Genomic DNA, 19,956 nt, shown 5'->3' with positions numbered 1-19,956 from the left:
AATGCGATCGTGTGACCGTCGTCGAGCATCTGGGTGGTGCCGTCCGCGTGGACCAGGATGGGCGGCGGGTGCCCGGCACTGGAATACACCAGCTCGCCGGTCTCGGGGTTGAGCACCGCGCAGACCGCGGTGGTGCATTGCGCGCCGGGCAGCCGCGCCGCGAAGCGATCCATCCCGGCGAGAGCCGCCCCGGGACTTGGGTTTTCGAACAGCAACGCCCGGCACGCGCTGCGCACCTGCCCCATCACGGTCGCGGCGGCCAGGCCATGCCCCACGCAGTCGCCGACGACCATCGCGATTCGGCCGTCGTCGAGCTCGACGATGTCGTACCAGTCGCCGCCCACCTGCAGGGGCCGGCTGGCGGCCTGATACCGCACGGCGAACCCGTGTGGCAGATCAGCGGGACCCAGGATCGCGTGCTGCAGCGCCAAGGCGGTTTCGCGCTGCTGATCGACCTGATGGACGCGCTGCAGGCCCTGGCCGAGCCGGCCCGCCAGCACGGTCAGCAGGGTTTGGTCTTCGAGGGTGAACGACCGACGTTCGGCCAGATCGATCCAGACCACGAGTACGCCCTCGGGGTGCTGCAGCGCGATGCCCGCCGTCCCGGGCTCCCCTGTGCTGGGCGTGAGCAGGTCGCCCTCACGCAGCTGGCTGAGCATGCGCTGGGTATGGGGCGGCAGGTCTTCCCACTGCGCGGCCTCACCGACAGACACGACTTGCGGTGGGCCATAGGCGGTTCCGGTGGAAGAATTCTGAGCCGGGAAGGTGACGGCGACGACGCGGCGGGCCCGCCACAGCCGGCGCAGTTCCTCCGCCGCGGCGTTCACCGCCTCATCGACGCTGTCCGCTTGTGCGAGTTCCTGGTTGAGAGCGTGTTCGCGGCCCGCCGCGAGCGCCAGGGCGATGGCCGCGTGCCGGGCGAAGTCGCTGACCAGCTCGAGGTAATCGTCGCCGAAGGGCGACTGCTGCGGGTCCCGGGCGACGGCGATGACGCCGAGCACCGCGCCGTCGGCGATCAGCGGCATCACGATCGCGGAGCGTTCACCGACGTCGGTGAACCCCTCGATCGGGTATTGGAAGGAGTCGGTGATGAGCGGTAGGCCGCGCCGCGCGACACCGCCCGTGGTGGAGCCGTCCATCGGCACCTGACGACCGATCACCTCCGAGGAGTATCGACCCGCGGTGGCGGCCACGACCAAGGTGTTGACCTCGTCGGCGGGCAGGTCGGGCTCCTTCGGAACCAGCAGAATCGCTTGTTCGGCGCCGGCCAGCTCCAGCGCCCGGTTCACGATCAGCTGGAGCGGCCCGGTCTGGGGGTCGCCGGACAGCAGGGCGGTGGTGATTTCGCGGCTGGCCTTCGTCCACTTGGCGGATTCGCGTTCCCGCTCGAACAGGCGCGCGTTGTCGACGGCCGCCGCCGCGGCGGTCGCCAGGGCCCGCACGGCGGCCGCCTGGGAGTCGGAAAACGCGCGGCCGGCCACGTCGTCGGCCAGGTAGAGGCTGCCGAAGTCCGCTCCGCGAACCGTGATCGGGATCCCGAGCAGCGCGCGCACCGGCGGATCGTGGTCTTGCAGCGCGCCGGCCTGCGGATGGACACTCACGTCGGCGAGCCGGAGACCCTCACCGACCGGCAGCTCACCGAGCAGCCGCGCCGTGTCGTCGTCGATCCCCGCGCGCACGAATGAGACGAAGGCGCCATCGGGAGCGCGGATGCCCAGGGCTGCGTAGCGGCAGGCGGTCAGCTCCATCGCCCCCTTGACGATTCGGTGCAGGGTCACGTCGAGGTCGAGGTCCGAACCGATTTCGCTGATGACCCGAACCAGTTGTTCCATCTGGTCGCGGGCTTCCACCAGCTCGTCGAGCTGCTCATGGATCTGGCTGACCAACTCACGCCGGCCCTGCCAGGTGAACGCCGAACCACCTCCCCCTTCATTGCCCATGGATACAAACCTAACGGTTCAGACTGGCCGGCCCTAGGGTGGCGGTGGGCTTCGGCGCGAAGCGAGCTTTACTCGATCTTGACCATGCATTGAATCGCCGCACCGACGATGACTGATGTGAGTACGCTTCCATCGGTGGAACTGGGGGTTTTGGGACCTCTGCAGGTTCGGCTAGGCGGGGCGCCCGTCGTCATCCCGGGCGCCAAACCCCGCGCGATCCTTTCGATGCTGGGGCTGCACGGCGGGTCCGTCGTCGCGGCCGACACGCTGGTCGAACTGCTCTGGGGCGAGGACCCACCGCGCACCGCGGCCAAGGCGCTGCAAACCCACATCTCGTCCTTGCGTCGCGCGCTGGGTGACGGCTTCGTCTTGACGGCGGGCGCGGGCTGGACCCTGGCCGAGACGCAGGTGGACGCCGCGCGGTACAAGTCGGCCGCCCGGCTGGGACGCGACGCCGCCGCCGCCGGTGACATCGGCCAGGCGGTGGCCCGGTTCGAGGAGGCACTTGCCCTCTGGCGCGGGATCCCGGAGCTGCCCGACAGCCGGCGAGGGACCTCCGAGAAAACGCGGTGGATCGAGGGCCATGCGGCGCTGGTGGAGGATCGCGCCGACGCGCTGCTCGCGACCGGCCGGGCCGCGGAGATCATCGGGGAGCTCGAGGCCGCCGTCGCCGACGCGCCGCTGCGTGAGCGGCGGTGGGGCCAGCTCATGCTCGCGCTGTATCGCGCCGGCAGGCAGGGCGAAGCGCTTGGCGCATACCAGCGTGCGCGCGCGCTGCTGGCCGACGAATTGGGCGTCGACCCCGGCCCCGAGCTCCGCCGGCTGGAGGCCGCGATCGTCGCACAAGACTCCTCGCTGGAAACACCTGCCGCACAGCAGCTTTCGTCGGTCACTCGTGCTGTCACCTTCCTGCTGACCGACATCGAAGGGTCGACGGCCGCGTGGGAGGCGGACGCGGCGGCCATGGCGGTGGCACTGGCACGACACGACGAGCTCGTCGAACAGGTCGTGACGTCGCGCGGGGGGCGGCTGATCAAGACGCGCGGCGAGGGTGACGCGACGTTCTCGGTTTTCGATCGGCCCTCGGCGGCTGCCGCCGCGGCTATCGAGCTTCAAGACGCGATCGTGCACGAGCCGTGGGCGCTGCGTGAGCCCATGCGTATCCGCGTGGCTTTGCACACCGGGGAGGTCGAGCTCCGCGACGGCGACTACTTCGGTCGCGCCGTCAACCGCGCCGCTCGCCTGCGGTCGCTGGCCGCCGGCGGGCAGATCCTGTGCTCGGGCGCGACGGCGGAGCTCGTCATCGACTCGCTGCCCGACGACGTTGTGCTGGCCGACCTGGGAACTCGCCAACTGCGCAACCTGGCGCGCCCGGAACACGTTTTCGAGCTTCAACTGCTCACCGCCGACGACCCCGGTCCGGCGGCTCCCGCCGAGCCGCCGCTGGAACGCCCCAGCCTGCCTGCGGTGCTCGCCGGGCGCGGCCCGTTCGTCGGGCGGGGCCACGAGCTCGAGCGACTGGCTTCGGGCTGGCAGACCGCGCTCGCCGGGGGGACCAACGCGATGCTGATCGCCGGGGAACCGGGGGTCGGCAAGACACGCCTGGCCGGCGAGTGGTCCCGGCAGGCCCACGACCAGGGCGCACTCGTGATCTACGGCCGATGCGACGAGGACCTCGGCGCCCCGTACCAGCCCTTCGCGGAAGCGCTGCGTTCGCTGGTGCCGTGCCTGGGTGCAAGCGGGCTCCGCGGGCTGCGTGGCGTGGAGGCGCTACTCACGCTCATTCCCGGGCTGACCGATGTCCTCCCCGATCTGGCGGCACCGACGCGGGCCGATCCGGACACCGAACGCTATGCGCTGTTCGACGCGGTCGTCGCGCTGCTGGCGATGGCTTCCGCGCGCGCGCCCGTCGTGCTGATCCTCGACGACCTGCACTGGGCGGCCAAGCCCACGCTGCTGCTGTTGCGGCATCTGCTGCGTTTCGGTGAGCAGGCCCGGCTGCAGATCATCGGCACGTATCGCAGCACGGATCTCGACCGCGCCCACCCGCTGGCCGCGATGCTCGCCGACTTGCACCGCGACGGCACCGCCAGCCGTTTGGCGCTGAGCGGTCTCGACGAGGACGACGTGACCGCTTACGTCGCGGAGGCCGGCTACAACGACGAAGAGCTGGCCCGGGCATTGGCCTCGGTCACCGGAGGCAACCCCTTCTTCCTCATCGAGGCGCTGCGCCACGTGGACGAAAGCGGCGGCCGCTGGGACCAGAGCACCCTGCCCCAGGGGGTGCGCGAGGCGGTGAGCCGCCGTCTTTCGCGGCTTCCGGCAGAGGCCAACAAGGCGCTCGCCGCAGCCGCTGTCGTCGGGAGCCGGTTCGCGCTGGAACTGGTCGAACGCGTGGTCGGCGACGACCTGGTCGATGCGTTCGACGAGGCGTGTAAGGCAGGCATCGTCATCGAAGAGCCCGGCGGCCGGTACCGGTTCAACCATGCGCTGGTTCGGCAGTCGCTGCTGGCCGAATTGCCGTCGGTGCGGCGCATGCGGTTGCACCAGCGCATCGCCACCACGTTGGAAAGCGAGCCCGGCGCCGACGAGGAACTGCTCGCCGAACTGGCGTATCACTACTTCGAATGCGCGTGGGCGGGCAACGCGGCGAAGGCGGTCGAATACTGCCGGCGCGCGGCGGATCAGGCGATGACGCGGCTCGCCTACGAGGGCGCGGCCGACCTCTACGACCGCGCATTGCACGCCCTGGAAGAGATCGACGACGAGCTGCCCGACCGCGACGACCAGGTTGCCGCACTGCTGACCGCGCGCTGCGAGGCCCTGCTGGCCGCGGGTGACGTGGCGTCGGCAGCCCGTGCCGTCGCTCAATTGCAAACGGCCACGGTCGATTCCGCCCAACTCGCGGCATGGGCGACATGCTTCGACGGCCAATTGTCGATGCTGATTCACCCCGAGCGGCTCGACGAGGTCGAGGCCGCGGTGGGCGCCGCCGCCAACAAACTGGCGGAATTGGGCGATGCCGCAGGAGAAGCGAAGGCGCACACCGTTCGTGCCGGGTGCCTGGCCCGGCTGGGCAGGATCGGCGACTGTGAGATCGCCCTGGACGACGCCCTCACCGCGGCGCGGCGCGCCCGCGAACACCGCCGGGTGAACGCGGTGCTGGCCCAGGCGCCACTCGCCGCGCTCTGGGGCCCCAACCCGGTGCCGCGCGCAGGAGGCCGGTGCCTGGACGTGGTGCGGCTGCTGCGCATCACCACCGACTCGCCCGCGGTCGAGGCGACGTCGACACGCTGCCAGGCGGTGTTGGAGGCCTTCCGCGGGCGGGCCGCGGCGGCGCGACGCATGATCGACTCGGCCCGCCGCACGGTCACCGAGCTCGGCCTGCGCCATGCCCTCGTCGAGGTCGAGCAATTCGCCGGAATCGTCGAGCTGGTGGTCGAGGAGCCGGCCGCGGCCGAGGCGTACCTGCGCAAGGCCTACAACGGTTTTCGTCGCATGGGTCTCGATGCCGACACCGCCGAGACCGCGGCGTTGCTGGGCCGCACGTGCCTGGCGCTCGACCGGGATGCCGAGGCGAACGAGTTGTGTGCGGAGAGCGAGCGTCTGGCCGGTCACGCGTTGAAGGCGTCGATCGCCTGGCGCACGCTTCGAGCACGGCTGCTGTCGCGCGGCGGTGACCACGACGAGGCGCGGCGGCTGGCCCAGGAGGCCGTCGCGCTGGCCGAGCGCACCGACGCTTTGGTCGATCACGGCGACGCATGCCTTGCGCTGGCAACCGCCTTGGGTGCGGCCGGCGACGTCGCGGGTGCGCGTGCCGCCGCACAGCGGGCAGTCGAATTGTACGAACGCAAGGGCGCTGCCGCGCTTGCCGACCGGGCGCGCGGCCTGGTCGGCGATCGTGTCGTCGCGGTTCCCCAAGCGCCGCAAGAAGCGCCACCGTCCGTCGAACTTGACAACGAATGCGTCCGCTCGGTGCGCGAAATGGACGCCGCAATCGACCGGGAAGCCTGGGAGGAAACTGAGCGACGACTCGCGCCCGAGATCGTCCTCGAGAGTCGGCGCAAGGTCGTCGGATTCCCCCGCACAGTGGTCACGCCTTCCCAATGGGTCAACGATGTCGTCAGGAGCACGCGCGCGCTGGGCGGTGTATGGCACGGTCACGCAACTATCGCCGTGCGCGGTGAGCGGCTGGCGCTCACGCGATTGGAAGTGCACATGGCGGACACCAGTCCCGGTGCGCCGCGCGACGACTCGCTGCAATTGTTCGGCCTCGACGATGACGGACGAATCGGGCTGCACGTCTGGTTCGACATCGACGACATCGATACCGCAATGGCCGAGCTCGAAGCCCGGTTCCAAGCGGAGCGGCCCCCCACGCGGCGTTTGGAGAACACGGCGGCCCTGGTGTTCGAGCATGTTTGGTCGCACTTCGCGACCCGCGACTGGGATGCACTGGCGGACACCGTCGCCGACGACTACGTCGGCATCGATCACCGGCGGGTCGTGAGTGCCGAGACTCAATACAGTCGAAGTGCAGTCGTGCGAGATCTGCAGGCGGCCGCCGAAGTCGGCTTCACGATCTCGATGGTGAGCGCCGTGGCGATCCGCGGGAAGCGTCTGGTGCTCGCCCGCACTCGGGCCTCCGGCCGCGACCCCGGGGCCGTTGAAAACGACGCCCTCAACGTCGTCGAGATCGATGCCGATGACCGGATCGCGAACGTCGCCACGTTCGACCTCGAAGACATCGAGTCCGCAGTCGCCGAACTCGACGCACGCTTCATTGGCGGCGAAGGGGCCACGTACGCGCGCACATGGTCGGTGGTGACCGGGGCTCTCACTGCCCATAATCGGCGCGAACTGCCGGCCGCAACATCGGACGCGGTGACTATCGACCACCGTCGGGTGGCGACGTTTGCGCCCGGTGAGGGTCTGGAGTACATCCGTGCGGGCTGGGATCTCGACCAACAGCTCGACATCTACGTCGAAACAGAGCATCGCGTCAACGACCTCGGCGCCGTTTTCACGTGGGCAGGACATGGAACATCACGCGACGGCTTCACGGCGGAATGGCGCGGCGTCGACCTGATGCTGGTCGACGGCGAAATGATCAGTCGGGTAGAGGTTTTCGAAGAGACGGACCTCGACGCGGCGGTCGACACGTTCCAGAAGCTCACTCGGTCCGCACCACGGCCGGAAAACGCGGCGAGCCAAACCTACGAGCGCCTGATGCATCTGCTGGCGGCTCGCGACTGGGTCGCGATCACCGCGATAGTGGCCGACGATTTGTTCTACAACGACCGCCGGCGTGTGGTGAATGCCGGTCTCCGGCTTGGACGCAGTGCCGGGATCGAAGACGTGCGGGCGTTGGTCGATGTCGGCTTCACGCTGAAGATGGTTCAGGTCCTGGCGACCCGCGGCACGTCGCTCACGCTCTTGCGGATGCGCGCGTCGGGCAGCGACCCAGAGACGATTCAAAACGATGCCCTCAACATCGTCGGGGTCGATTCCGGGGGGCGGATTACGGCGGTAATTGTCTACGACGTCGACGACGTCGATGCCGCCCTCGCCGAACTCGACGCGCGTTACCTCGCCGGCGACGCCGCCGCCCACGCGCACACCTGGACGGTGATCACGGAGGCCTACGCCGCGCTCAACAGATTCGAGATGCCGGCGACAACAGCGGACTTCGTCAGCATCGACCATCGCAGGGGGGCGGCGTTCGCACCCGGTGACCTGATCGCCTACGTCCGCGCCGCGTGGCAGCTCGCTCAAGACGGCGCGACCCACATCGAGGCCGTCCATCGACTTACCGAGCTCGGAGCCATACTCACCCACGTGACGCACGGAACGTCACAGGAGGGCTTCGAAGCCGAGTGGCGGGAACTCTTCCTTCTGACCGTCGAAGGCGACGCGATCAACCGCTGCGAGTTATTCGACGAGGAAGACCTGGAATTCGCGCTCGCGCGGTTCGACCAGCTGGGCCAGCCGACAGTGCAGCTCGAGAACGCGGCAAGCCAAACGCACAAACGCTTGGAAACGCTTTTTGCGGCGCGCGATTGGGACACGATATCGGGCCTTCTGGCCGAGGACATTTCCAATGACGACCGTCGTCGGACGGTGAATTCCGGTACCCGAGAAGGCCGTCAGGCCACTCTCGAAGAGATGGCGGCAACGGTCGAAATCGGCGTCAAAACCATGACGTCTGACGTCATCGCCACCCGAGGCGACCGCTTGGCGCTCTGCCGTAGTCAAACGTGGGGTCGGGACACGGGGCCGGAGGCGTTTCACACCGATGTGTACGACGTTTTCGAGCTCAACGCCGACGGGAAGGTGTCGGCACGGGTCGTCTTCGATCTCGAGGACTACGCCGCCGCCATGGCGGAGCTCGACGCGCGCTACCTCGCCGGTGACGCGGCCGCCCACGCGCACGCCTGGTCCCTAATTACCGAAGCCTTCGCGGCGTTGAACCGGCGGGAAATCCCTGCCGTGACGCCCGACTGGGTGAGCATCGACCACCGACGACTCGCCCCAATCGGTCCGAGTGATTTAGCCGCGTACCTCCTTGCCAGTTGGGAACTCTCGCCACAGTCCAGGATCTACATGGCGGCTGTGCACCGGCTGAGCGATCTCGGCGCGGTGTTAACGCACGTGGCCATCGGGACCTCGCCAGAGGGTTTCGATGCGGAGTGGCAGGTCGTTGACGTTGTGACCTTTGACGGCGACCGGATCAGCCGCACCGAGCTTTTCGACGAAACCGACGTCGACGCCGCGCTTGCCCGCTTCGATCAGCTCAGCCTGCCGGCGCGCCAGTTGGAAAACGCCGCCACCCAAGCCGGTCGGCGGTATCTGGCGTTCTTCGCCGCCGGCGACTGGGACGCGATGGCGACGATGCTGGACGGCAACCTCGTATACGACGATCGCCGTCGTGTTGTAGGCGCGGGCCCCCAATATGGTCAAGACGCTCAGATCGCCGACATGAGGACAGTCGCCGGTCTCTGGCCCGCGAGCGTGACGGCAACCCTGGTGGCGACTCGCGGCACGCGACTTACCCTTATGCGCCTGCGCTTCGCCGATCGCGATGACGGCCTCGACGCATTTCTCACCGAAGTGGTCGGCGTGCTCGAACTCAATTCCAACGGGTTGATCACCTCAGTCGTCTTCTTCGATACCGACGACATTCACGCTGCCTTGGCAGAGCTAGATTCCCGTTACATTGCAGGCGAAGCGGCCGCCCATGCGCGCACCTGGTCGGTCATCATAAAGGGCTGCGCCGCACTCAACCGACACGAACTGCCAGCCACCACAGCCGATTTCGCGAGCGTCGATCATCGCCGAGGGACAGCTCACGCCCCCGGTGAGCTGATTGAATACGTCAGCGCGGGATGGGATCTCGACCAAAGAATTCGAACCTATCCCGAGGCGGTGCATCGGCTGAGCGACGCGGGAGCGGTTTACACCCATGTCGCGCATGGAACCTCCCGCGAGGGTTTCGACGCTGAATGGCGAGGAATCAGCCTGGTGACGGTCAACGGTGACCTCGTCAGCCGCTCCGAAGTCTTCGACGAGGCGGACCTCGACGCCGCGATTGCGAGGTTTGAGGAACTCACCAGTCCAACGCAGCGGCTGGAGAATGCGGCGAGCCGGGTGGCCGAGCACTTCCTGGCGCATTATGCGGCCACCAACTGGGATGCAATGGCGCAGCTGCTCGTGGAAGACATGACCTCAGAAGATCGCCGTAGGGTCGTGAACTTAGGGAATCGACATGGCCGAGACGCCGAGATAGCGAATTGGCGTGGCACTGCCGACATCCTGGCCACTAACGTGAGGCGGTCCGTCGTCGCTACCCGTGGAGAACACCTTGCGCTCCTTCGTTTCCTCTTCGTGGGACAAGGACAGACGACCGCGGAGTTCCAGCTGCAGGGATTCTCCATCATCGAAATAAGCACGGACGGTCGGATCGTCGCGCTCGTCTCCTTCGACCCGGAAGACATCGACTCTGCCTTTGCAGAGCTTGAGGCACGGTATTCCGCCGGCGAGGCGAGAGCTCACGCGCACACGTGGTCGGTGATCACGAACATCTACGCGATGTTCAACCGTCATGAACTCACCCCCGTGGACTGGCTCATCGTCGACCACCGGAGGGGCACGCCGTTCGCGTCCGGCGAGCTGAACCCTGCTCTGCAAAACTTCTTCGATCTCACCCCGGACTTCCGCGTCACGATCGAAACAGTGCACCAGCTCAACAAAGCCGGAGCGGTCGTCACCATTGACTCGCAAGGATTTTCACCTGACGGCTTGGATGTCGAATGGCGCATGATTCAACTACTCGTAGTCGATGGCGACCAACTCACGCGGTGCGAGCTCTTCGACGAGACGGACTTGGACGCCGCGATCGAGCAGTTCGATCAGCTCAGCCAGCCGCCACCTTCGGCAGAGAATGCGGCAAGCCGGGTCGTCCAGCAGTTCCTGACACATTTTGCCAGCCACAACTGGGAGGCCATGGCGGAACTAATCGCGGCTGACTTCTTCTCAGACGACCGCCGCTCCGTCATCAATGCCGGAATCCGACGCGGTCGTGATATCGAGATGGAGAATTGGCGGGCCACCGCAGAGGTCTGGATGAGTGATGTGCGCGCGGCCGTCGTTGCGACTCGCGGAAAGAACCTCGTGCTCTTCCGTTTCACGTTCGCGAGCCAAGACGCAGTACCCGCACCATTTCAAGCTGCGGCACTCGGTGTCGTCGAGATCGACGACGACAATCGATGCGCCGCGACCGTCGTATTCGATCCCGATGACGTCGATTCGGCCTTCTCTGAGCTCGATGCGCGCTACCTCGCCGGCGAAGCGGCCGCCTGCGAGCGCACATGGTCTGCCATCGTGGAGGCGTACGCAGCGATCAACCGGCGTCAACTACCAATGATGACAACCGACTTCGCAGATGTCGATCATCGGCGAGGTGCGGCGTGGGCGCCAGGCCAGCTGGTCGAATTCCTCCGTAGCGCGTTGGATCAGACGCCTGATCTGACCATCCGAATTGCCGCGGTGCATCGGTTGAATCGGCAAGGCGCCGTCGTCACCCACGCTGCGAACGGGACCTCGCCGGACGGCTTCGACGCCGAGTGGCGAGAGATCCTCTTTTTGATCGTTGATGGCGACATGCTCAAACATTGCGAGGTGTTCGACGAAGCGGACCTCGGCGCCGCACTTACCCGATTCGATGAGCTGCAGTCGCGGTCGCACCGCCCGGTCAATGCGGCAAGCCAGGTGAGCGAACGGTTTTGGGACTGCCTCACGACGCGAGACTGGACCGCGATGACCGAGGTACTCGCCGAAAATGCTGTGTCGCAAGACAACCGTCGGGTGGTCAACTCCGGTGTACTACGCGGGCGAGATATCAATATCGCAAACTTGCGAGCAGTGGCTGAGGTCGGATTCGAGCGCATTGTCTCGACGGTCCTCGCGGTTCGCGGGCAACGCCTTGCCCTCACTCGTATTTGGTCCTCCGCCCTGGGATGTGAGCCCGGGGAGATCAGTGCGGATATGGTCGGCGTCGTGGAGATCGACGGGGACAACCGGATGATTGTTCACTCCATCTTCGATGCCGACGACTTCGACGGCGCCGTGGCCGAGCTCGAAGCCCGGTACATCGCCGGCGAAGCGGCCACCCACGCGCACGTGTGGTCGCTGGTCGCCCAGGGCCACACCCAGTTCAACCGGCACGAACTTCCCGCGATGACGCCGGATGTCGTATACATCGACCATCGCCGGGGCGTGACGATCGAGGGCGCCGATCTGGCCGCAACTGTTCGCGCCAATCTGGATCTTCTTCCGCAGGTACACGTCTACGTCGAGAGTGTGCATCGGCTGACCGAACTCGGAGCCGTCGCCACGCAAGTGGTGAAGGGGACTTCACAACAAGGCTTCGACGCCGAGTGGCAAACGATCACCATCTTCACCTTCGAAGGTGATCTGCTCAGCCGATACGAAGTCTTCGACGAGACGGAACTCGACGCCGCCATCGCACGCTTCGACGAACTGCACCAGCAGCCGCGGCGATTGGAAAACGCGGCAACCCGTGCCGATCAACAGTTCTGGGGGTACATCGCGGCAGGTGACTGGAAAGCCCTGGGGGCGATGCTGGCTGATGACGTGGCCAATGACGACCGCCGGCGGACCGTGAACGCCGGCATTCGGCGAGGCCGAGATTCTGACGTCGCAAACATGCGAAGCCTTTCCGAGATCGGGGTCACCCACGTCACATCGATTATCATCGCGACCCGCGGCGAAAGACTTCTCCTCAGACGTACGCGATTCTCGCTGGACGAAGGGCCCGAAGACTTCAACGTCGAGCTGCTCTGCATTGTCGAGCTGGATGCCGAAAACCGGATTGCGACACGCATCCTGTTCGATCTCGACGAATTAGACGCCGCATTCGAAGAACTCGATGCCCGCTACCTCGCAGGCGAGGCGGCGTATGAAGGGCACACGTGGTCGCTCATGGCGCAGACGTACGCGGGGCTCAACCGGCACGAGATGCCGCCGACCACGCCGGATTTCGTCAACATCGACCATCGGCGCGGCATAACGTTCGAGCCGGGCAACATCGTCCCGTATGTCCAAGCCACCTGGGATGTCGCACCCGATCTCAAGATGCGCATCGAGACGGTGCACCGGCTGACAAACGCTGGAGCCGTCATTACTCATACCGGGTATGGCACCTCCCAGGACGGCTTCGACGCGGAGTGGCGAGAGGTCGTCTTTTTCACTTTCCGGGGAGACAGGGTCGATCGCTGCGAGATGTTCGATGATGTGGACGTTGACGCCGCCCTCGCGCGCTTTGACGAGCTGAGCCGGCCAAGACCGAGCCTAGAGAATGCGGCAAGCCGGGCAGAAGAGTGGCTCTTCGCGCACTCGGCGGCTCGCGACTGGGCAGCTGTGGCCGAAATCCTCTCTGGCGAAAGCGTTGTCGACGACCGCCGCCGAGTGGTGAATGTCGGCTTATGGGACGGTCGGGACGTCGTCATCGCGAACATGCAAGCCCTCGCCCAGGGCTTGGCACACGTGACGCTGACGGTCATTGCGACTCGCGGGGAGCGGCTCGCCCTCATTATCGTTCGATCTTTCAACTCCGACCTCGAGCATGGAGAGTTCGTCATCGAAATGCTTGGAGTCGCGGAGCTCGACGCGGACCTGCGCATTTCGGCCCACGTCTTCTTTGATCCCGACGACATCGACGCCGCCTTCGAAGAACTAGATGCCCGCTACCTCGCCGGTGAAGCGGCCCCGCACGCGCACACTTGGTCGGTCATCGCAGGCTCCTACGCCGCGATGAACCGGCGCGAGCTGTTTCCGACGACGCCGGATTGGGTGAATGTCGATCACCGACGCCCGGGGATATTTGAGGAAGGCGGCCTGAACGCATCCCTGCGTTCGCTGTGGCAACTGACCACCGACCTCACCTTCCGCATCGAAGCCGTCCATCGATTGACTGACCTCGGCATGGTCTGCTCCCATGTGGCTCAGGGTGTTTCACAGGATGGGTTCGACGCCGAGTGGCGGGGCATAGAAGTCCAGACGGTCGACGGTGACCTTATCGACCGCTGCGAAATCTTCGACGAGGCGGACCTCGACGCGGCCCTCGCGCGGTTCAACGAGGTCACCGCGATCAGGCCCGACGGTGGGTGACACGGCGCCCCGACAACAACCGCTCTATCTCCTGGCGGACAGTCAGCTGCTCTTTTGGAAACAGCGGGACCGGCTGCTCCTCGAGGCGGCCGTCGACGGATTGGCCCGAGCCAACCCCCTGAGCGCCGCATACATCGGCGCCTCCAACGGAGATCGTCCGGAGTACTACGAGATCTTCGAGGCGGCCATGGATGCGATTGGAATCACCACTCGCCGCATGATCGATTCGTCCTTCGGCCCCGACGATCGCAACTTCCTGGCGAGCGCCCAGTTGATCATCCTCGCCGGCGGGGACGTGCGCCTGGGCTGGGACACCTTCGAGAAGACCGGCATGAAAGGGGCGATTCTGGACCGGTATACCCACGGCGCGCTCCTGGTGGGCGTTTCGGCCGGTGCGGTCCAGCTGGGACGCTACGGAATCGTCGAGACGCCGCAATCTTCCGCACCTGAGCTGTTCGGCGTGTTCGACCTCGTTCCCATGGTCGTCGACGCACACGACGAGCGAACCGAATGGGCTCGGCTGTCGCGGACGATCGAATCTCTGAACGGAGCCGCCACCGGGCTCGGGATTCCGTCCGGTGGCGGAGTCATCGTTCACCCAGACACCGCGGTTGAGGCACTGCGCCGTCCCGCACATCAAATTCGTTTCCAGAGCGGTCGGATCACTCGCTCGCTGTTGCCCGCCGACGCATCCAGCTGAATTGCCCCGGACGCCAAGCGGTGTCTGCAGCCCCCGGCCGCCAGTCCGCCGTCTCCGGCTCCTGGGTGACGGTTGGCCGCGCTAATAGTGACTTTCGGCCCGAGTGAGCGACCTCGATCCGGGTCCAGAGTTAACACCATGCCAACTGCACCTCGACTCACTTTGAACGGAGCGCGCCGGTTGCTGGTCGGGCTGATCGGAGCAGGCGCGATCAGCGGCACGCTGGTATGCGCTGGCGCGGGGACCGCCGCGGCTGATCCGGCGCCTCGACCCGCCAACTGCACGGCGGCGGACGTCGCCGGCGTCGCGGCTGGCGTGGCCGCGTCGCTCTCTACCTACCTGTTCACGCATCCGGACTTGAACGGCTTCTACACCGACCTGCAGGATCGGCCCAAGGACCAGATCCGCGACGAGGTGCAGCAGTACTTCAACGCCAACCCCCAGGAGCAGGCCGATCTTGAGAACATCCGTCAGCCGCTTGCCGATATCAGGCAGCGTTGCCAGTGGACCCCGCTACTCGGGCAGGGCGGCGCGACTCCCTGAGTCGGGTCGGGCACGTAATCGTGTTGCGGCCCCTAATTCGCCGCCGGTCAGAACGAGGAGATGCCGATGAATGTCAGGGCACGGTCGTGGACCGCAGGGGGGATAGCGGTATTGGCCCTCGCCGCAATCCCTGAGACGTACGCCGTGGTGCGGCCGTCCGGGGTGGCCAACGCGGACGTGTGCGCAAGCGTCGGCCGACGTGTTTCAGTGAGCGGATGCACGGACATTGCCGACACCGTCAACGCCAATGTGCCACCGCCGGACGCCTATGCGCCACTGCCGCAGGATTTTCCGCCCCCACCGCCGCCCGTGAATGTCTGCGTCGGGGGCGGACGGCGAGTCCATGTGAGCGGGTGCTTCTGAGGCGGTCGGTGATGCCACCCGTCATCGTCTAGCTGCGGTGCCACCACCCCGACGACGGTGTGCCGCCAATACGTCGGCGTTCGCCAGCGTTTGCGCCTGGGCGGCCAGCGTTGATGCCCGGTTCGCGTAGGCGATCGCCTCGGCGGCATTGGTTGCTTCCTTGGCGTACGCCGCCGCCAAATACCGCCTGGCCTCTTGGGATCGAGACTGCGCCTCGGCGCCGACGCTGGCGCCATGCCGAGTGACGTAGTCGGTGATCTGACGCAGCCGGGCGTCCGCGTTCGACAGCGCGTCCCTCGATGAGTCGCCGCGCCCCTCGATGCCGGACTGACTCTCGCGACGGGCGGCGCGGCGGTGGCGCACGCGATAGAACGCGAGAACCACAATGACCAGAACCACGACGATGATGAGGCTGATCGCGATCAGCTGCCAGATCGGCTTCGACGTGCTCGCCGATTTGTCCAACCCGTCGGCCGCGGCGACCGCGGCGCCGCTCCAATCTTTCGCGTTCACCGCAGGGTCAATTCGCTTGCTGCGCAGTGTGTCCAGCTCGGTATCCGTGAGGCCCGGCACTTGCGGCGGCACCGAGAAGGCATAGAGCTTCGTGTTTGTGGCCACCGACAGCAGCACGTCGTTGCCACCCAGCCCGCTGGCGTTGCGGGTTCGGTCGGCCCAGTTCTCGGGTTTGAACCGGGAGAAATTGTCGACGTAGACCACCCACAGCTGAATGTGCCGATCGCGGTAGAGCCGGTCGATCGCCGAGCTCACCGCCGACCGACCGGGATCCGTCAGAACTCCGGCGCTGTCGGTGATGTGATCGGTGAGCTTGGACGGCGGCTGCGCACCGGCGGGGGCCGCCGGCAAGAACCCCACCGTGAGGACGGTCAGGACCGCACTAATCAGGCGAACGCCGCGCATATGGGTAACTTATCGTCACTCATGCTGCGGCGGACACTGCTATCCGTCGAAATAATCGGAGCGAGGAAATGGCTGGGCAACGGCCGCTTGCGCTGGCATGGTGGCGGTCGTGCGGGTGTGGCTGAGTGGCTAGGCAGCGGCCTGCAAAGCCGTACACACGGGTTCGAGTCCCGTCACTCGCTCAACATTGCCTGGTCAGTCCGCGAGGCGGCGCTGTTGCCCGGCGCGCCGGCGGCTATGCCTCTTCCGCCACGGCGTCGAGGTAGAACCATCGCCCGGCGCGGCGCTCGAAGCGACTGCGCTCGTGCAGGCTGCCGGCGCGGCCCGCGGACTCGAACCGGGCCGTGAATTCCACCTCCCCACGATTGTCTTCCGGGCCGCCCGCGGCCGTGTCGGTCACTTTCAGGCCGGTCCAGGTGATGGCCGGGTCGACGGTCACGTCCGACGGGCGCGTGCGCGGGTGCCACGTGCGAAACAGGTAGTCGGCGTCACCGCGGGCGAACGCCGAATACCGCGATCGCATCAACTCCTCGGCCGTTCGGGCCGGTAGCTCGCCATCGTGGAGCGGCCCGCAACACGCGCGATAGCCTTTGCCACTGCCGCAGCAGCACCTGTCCCCGATCACCGTTCCGGTCGCCACCTGAGCGGCACGTGAACCGGGAACCAACCGTCGAAAACCTCACTCGGCGACGGGCTGTAGGGTTTGGGATACCACGCCTTGGGCACATCGCCGCTGTCCCAGTCGAACCCGAAGAACGGGATCTTGGCGAGCCATACTTCGAAGAACGCGCTCAGCAGGTCCCGGGCGAGATGCGACGCCGGGCACCGGTGCGGGCCTCCCCCAAAGCTCCAATTTCTCTGCGGGCCATCGAGTTTGATCTCCTGGCCGGACATCTCGTCAGCCTCGTCGCGGTGAACGAATCCGACATACAACTCGACGCGAGACCCGGCCGGGATCGTCGTTTCGCCGACTGTCACGCTGCGGCTCGTGATGCGGGAAACGGTCTTCGCCCCGCCGTCCAACCGCAGCAGCTCCTCGATGAACCGGCGTTGCCGGTCCGGATGTTCGCGTAGTTCCTGCTGCAGCATCGGCTGGCGCGCCAGTACCGCCAGTCCGGCCCGGATAGCGAACGACGCGAAGATGAGGCCGCGGCCCACCGAGGCCATCAGCCCCAGCACTTCATCGTCGGAAAGCGGTTCGGTGGCCAGGAGGCTGAGCACATCGGGGCCGCCCTGCGGCGCTCGGCGGATCTTGGCCACCAGCTCCGCGTTGACCGCGTCCGGGGCGAGGTCGGTCGGCAGCCCGCAGACCGTGACGAATGCCGCGCGCCAGACGACCTCGGCGACACCCGCACCGTCGCAGCGGTCCAGCTGCGCCGCGACGGCGTCGACGCATCGTTCCACGATCACCCGCACGGGCCTGAGCATGTCGCGCGAATTGCCGGGCGTGAACAACTGCTCGACCATGATCTTCCGGTACGGACCGAACGGCGGATTGCCGGGCATCAGCTCGCCCTGGCGGCTGGCGAATACCTCGCCGTCGCGTATGGCCGCGAGGACGTCGTCGCGCCGCCACAACACATAGGTACCGTCCGGCTGCCGCAGCACTCTTTGACCGGCCCGCTCGGCTGCAGCCAGCCACTCCCGATAACCCCTGGCCGCCTCCTCGTCGGAACGCATGACCTCCAGCGCGCGGTCGCTACCCGACTCGATCACCGCACCACCGACTTTCACGATCGGCGGTCGCTGTGAACCAAGCATGAACGGGGCCGCCTGGAACTCCGACGCCAAAGTCTATCTCCGAGAGCGATCACCGGCACTGCGGCGCTAGGTGTGCAGTTTCCAACCCGCTAATGGGGTGGGCGCCGCCGGAGCGTTGGGGTCATTGAACTCGATGTAGACGTCGCCCTGCTTGACATTGCCGTCGTAGGCGATGTATCCGTGGGCGGTCTGGCCGTTGGCGACACTGCCCGAGCGCAGGGGCGGCGTCTTGTTGATCTTCTGGTAGTCAACAGCGGATGAGCCGCCCTCGGCGTCCCGGTAAGGGTCTTGCCTCCACGGCGAAGACGCGGCGGTCACGTAGGTCTCGCCGTAGCTGAACGGTGTGTCGGACTTGCCGACGATGGTGAGCTCGATGACGGTACAGCCGCCTCCGCTAAGGGTGCAGCCGGACGAGACCCAGGTCGCGTTGTTGAGCGTGACGTCGGCGGTCGCGGCGCTGTATTCCGTGACATGGATGGTGGTGCCGGCCTTCCCTGTCGGGAACGGCGACTGCTGGGGTGTCGGGTCGGCGGCGCCGACCGGCGCCGTTGCGCAAGCCGTCATCGCGAGCAATGTCACGACCGCTGCGCTTACCGGAGTCGATATGGTCACTCGCAGACGATAGCGCGCATTCGCCAGGGGTCTGTCCGCGATCACACCTCTGAAGTAGGGCGGGCGGGGCTCGAACCCGCGACCAACGGATTATGAGTCCGCGGCTCTAACCAACTGAGCTACCGCCCCTAGCGATGTTCCGTAGGAAACGGTAGCCCAACGCGGGGTCGTCGTCCGCCGGGCATGCTCGAAGCCCGCCGCCCTCGAAAAAGGCGGCGGGCTCGACGGGGCATCACATCGGCGCCGGCTGGCCGGGCGCTTGCCGCGCGGCCTGATCCTTGAGCCTCGGGATCAAGTCCGGCGCGTAGACGTAGATGGCGGACTCGACCTCCCACTCGGCCTGCTTCTGGCTCATCGGCGTCGTCCTGGTGATCATGTTGACCAGCTCCTGGGCCTCCCCGAACTGATTGGGGTTGGCGCGTACCTGGCTGGCGAACCACCGTCCCTCTGCCGCCTCGCTGCAATCGTTGAAGTCGGCGTTGTGCACCATCTTGTTCTGCGCCAGCAGCTTGATGTACTGGTCGTCGGCCGGGGACATGTTGCACGACGCCGACGCGTGCGGCGCTCCTAGCACAGCACCACCGAACATCGCTGCTCCCAGCGCAACCCCGGCGGCTCCCGCCGCCAACACCTGCTCGCGCGATCGTGTCATCCTCACTTCTCCGGACCCCCTCTTCGTAGAATTTGCTAACTGTCCTTTCGCGCTAAACGTCGGGTACCACCGTCGCCAAACGCGGCAAACGACGCGTTCGTCGAACAATCAATGAACAGCAGTTAGCCAAAACCTCGGTGAGCTGCAGGTTTTGCGCGGCGGAGAACGCTCGTGCGATCGATGACTACCGCCGATCAGCAATCACATGCAGTGCGTAACTCACCGATACGGGCGGTATCGGTGATCTAAATTGAGTTAGCTGGTGAAGCCCGAGTCGCTACTCTTTGGGCCAGTCCGCGTGCGCGGCCTGATCCTTGATCTTGGGGATCATGTCGGGTGCATAAACGTAGATGGCCGACTCGACCTCCCACTCGGCCTGCGCTTGGTTCATCGAGGTCGTATTCGTGATCATGTTGACCAACTCTTGCGCCTCCCCAAAGGGATTGGGGTGGTTGCGCACCTGGTCGGCGAACCACCGCCCTTCGGCGGCCTCGGTGCAGTCACTGAAATCGGCGTTGTGCACCATCTTGTTCTGAGCGAGCAGCTGGATGTACTGGTCGTCTTTCGGACTCAGATTGCAGGACGCCGACGCTTGCGGTGCCGACAGCACCGCGCCGCCGAGCATCGAGGCCCCCAGCGTGACGCCGGCAGCCCAGACCGATGACGCTCGCATGCGCGACCGCGAACGGGTGGTTGTCATTCCGGACCTCCCTCTGCGTGGGAGCGATCTCGCCCTCCGACGCAACCAAGCCTTCGTGTGGTGACTGCTAACCGAGATA

At 66.3% G+C, this 19,956-nt stretch carries 11 protein-coding genes and 2 tRNA genes; 5 read left to right on the top strand and 8 right to left on the bottom strand.

The genetic code is table 11. The annotated features are described in order from the left end of the window. Window positions 1–1,940: SpoIIE family protein phosphatase (locus A5691_RS10290; protein ID WP_068266565.1), on the bottom strand; the 1,940-nt coding region annotated here is incomplete at its 3' end. Between the two features lie 225 nt (window positions 1,941–2,165). Between A5691_RS10290 and A5691_RS10285 the strand changes: the two genes are divergently transcribed. The 4 genes from A5691_RS10285 to A5691_RS28600 all read left to right on the top strand — a co-directional run bounded on the left by A5691_RS10285 (window position 2,166) and on the right by A5691_RS28600 (window position 15,234). Further along, window positions 2,166–13,628 carry a BTAD domain-containing putative transcriptional regulator gene (locus tag A5691_RS10285; protein WP_231982293.1) on the top strand — a complete coding sequence of 3,821 codons (11,463 nt, stop codon included), beginning with the start codon at window positions 2,166–2,168 and terminating at the stop codon, window positions 13,626–13,628. After that, window positions 13,621–14,328 (top strand): Type 1 glutamine amidotransferase-like domain-containing protein, encoded by a 708-nt coding sequence (locus A5691_RS10280; RefSeq protein ID WP_067748529.1) that lies wholly within the window; start codon window positions 13,621–13,623, stop codon window positions 14,326–14,328. Before A5691_RS10285 ends, A5691_RS10280 begins: the two co-directional genes overlap by 8 nt. A 180-nt stretch (window positions 14,329–14,508) precedes the next feature. Next, on the top strand, window positions 14,509–14,871 hold the full coding sequence (locus A5691_RS10275) for a hemophore-related protein (protein WP_369807379.1): 363 nt from the start codon (window positions 14,509–14,511) through the stop codon (window positions 14,869–14,871). A gap of 66 nt (window positions 14,872–14,937) precedes the next feature. Continuing rightward, complete coding sequence (locus tag A5691_RS28600; RefSeq protein ID WP_231981054.1) at window positions 14,938–15,234, top strand: hypothetical protein; 297 nt, start codon at window positions 14,938–14,940, stop codon at window positions 15,232–15,234. A 21-nt stretch (window positions 15,235–15,255) separates the two neighbouring features. Here A5691_RS28600 and A5691_RS10270 read toward each other — a convergent pair whose 3' ends face one another. Beyond that, a complete protein-coding gene (locus A5691_RS10270; protein WP_068019445.1) occupies window positions 15,256–16,152 on the bottom strand; it encodes a TPM domain-containing protein in 897 nt (298 codons plus the stop codon). A gap of 111 nt (window positions 16,153–16,263) precedes the next feature. Here A5691_RS10270 and A5691_RS10265 point away from each other — a divergent pair. Then, window positions 16,264–16,334 (top strand) — tRNA-Cys (locus tag A5691_RS10265). Between the two features lie 53 nt (window positions 16,335–16,387). Here A5691_RS10265 and A5691_RS10260 read toward each other — a convergent pair. The 6 genes from A5691_RS10260 to A5691_RS10235 all read right to left on the bottom strand — a co-directional run bounded on the left by A5691_RS10260 (window position 16,388) and on the right by A5691_RS10235 (window position 19,877). Continuing rightward, window positions 16,388–16,774, bottom strand: a complete 387-nt coding sequence (locus A5691_RS10260) for a YchJ family protein (RefSeq protein ID WP_082950234.1) — start codon at window positions 16,772–16,774, stop codon at window positions 16,388–16,390. Beyond that, complete coding sequence (locus tag A5691_RS10255; RefSeq protein ID WP_156675774.1) at window positions 16,774–17,886, bottom strand: hypothetical protein; 1,113 nt, start codon at window positions 17,884–17,886, stop codon at window positions 16,774–16,776. Before A5691_RS10255 ends, A5691_RS10260 begins: the two co-directional genes overlap by 1 nt. Before the next feature lie 93 nt (window positions 17,887–17,979). Then, window positions 17,980–18,477, bottom strand: coding sequence for a hypothetical protein (locus tag A5691_RS10250; RefSeq protein ID WP_067887880.1), 498 nt, complete (start codon window positions 18,475–18,477; stop codon window positions 17,980–17,982). 103 nt (window positions 18,478–18,580) lie between these two features. Further along, window positions 18,581–18,654: transfer RNA gene (locus A5691_RS10245), tRNA-Ile, on the bottom strand. Window positions 18,655–18,757: 103 nt separating this feature from the next. Beyond that, window positions 18,758–19,177: a hypothetical protein gene (locus A5691_RS10240; RefSeq protein ID WP_067748511.1), complete on the bottom strand. Its 420-nt coding sequence runs from the start codon at window positions 19,175–19,177 to the stop codon at window positions 18,758–18,760. A gap of 277 nt (window positions 19,178–19,454) precedes the next feature. Continuing rightward, window positions 19,455–19,877 carry a hypothetical protein gene (locus A5691_RS10235; protein ID WP_231968841.1) on the bottom strand — a complete coding sequence of 141 codons (423 nt, stop codon included), beginning with the start codon at window positions 19,875–19,877 and terminating at the stop codon, window positions 19,455–19,457. Window positions 19,878–19,956: the final 79 nt, after the last annotated feature.

The organism is Mycobacterium sp. E183, from assembly GCF_001667735.1.
Classification (GTDB): Bacteria; Actinomycetota; Actinomycetes; order Mycobacteriales; family Mycobacteriaceae; genus Mycobacterium.
This window is presented reverse-complemented; position numbering and strand designations above follow the sequence as displayed.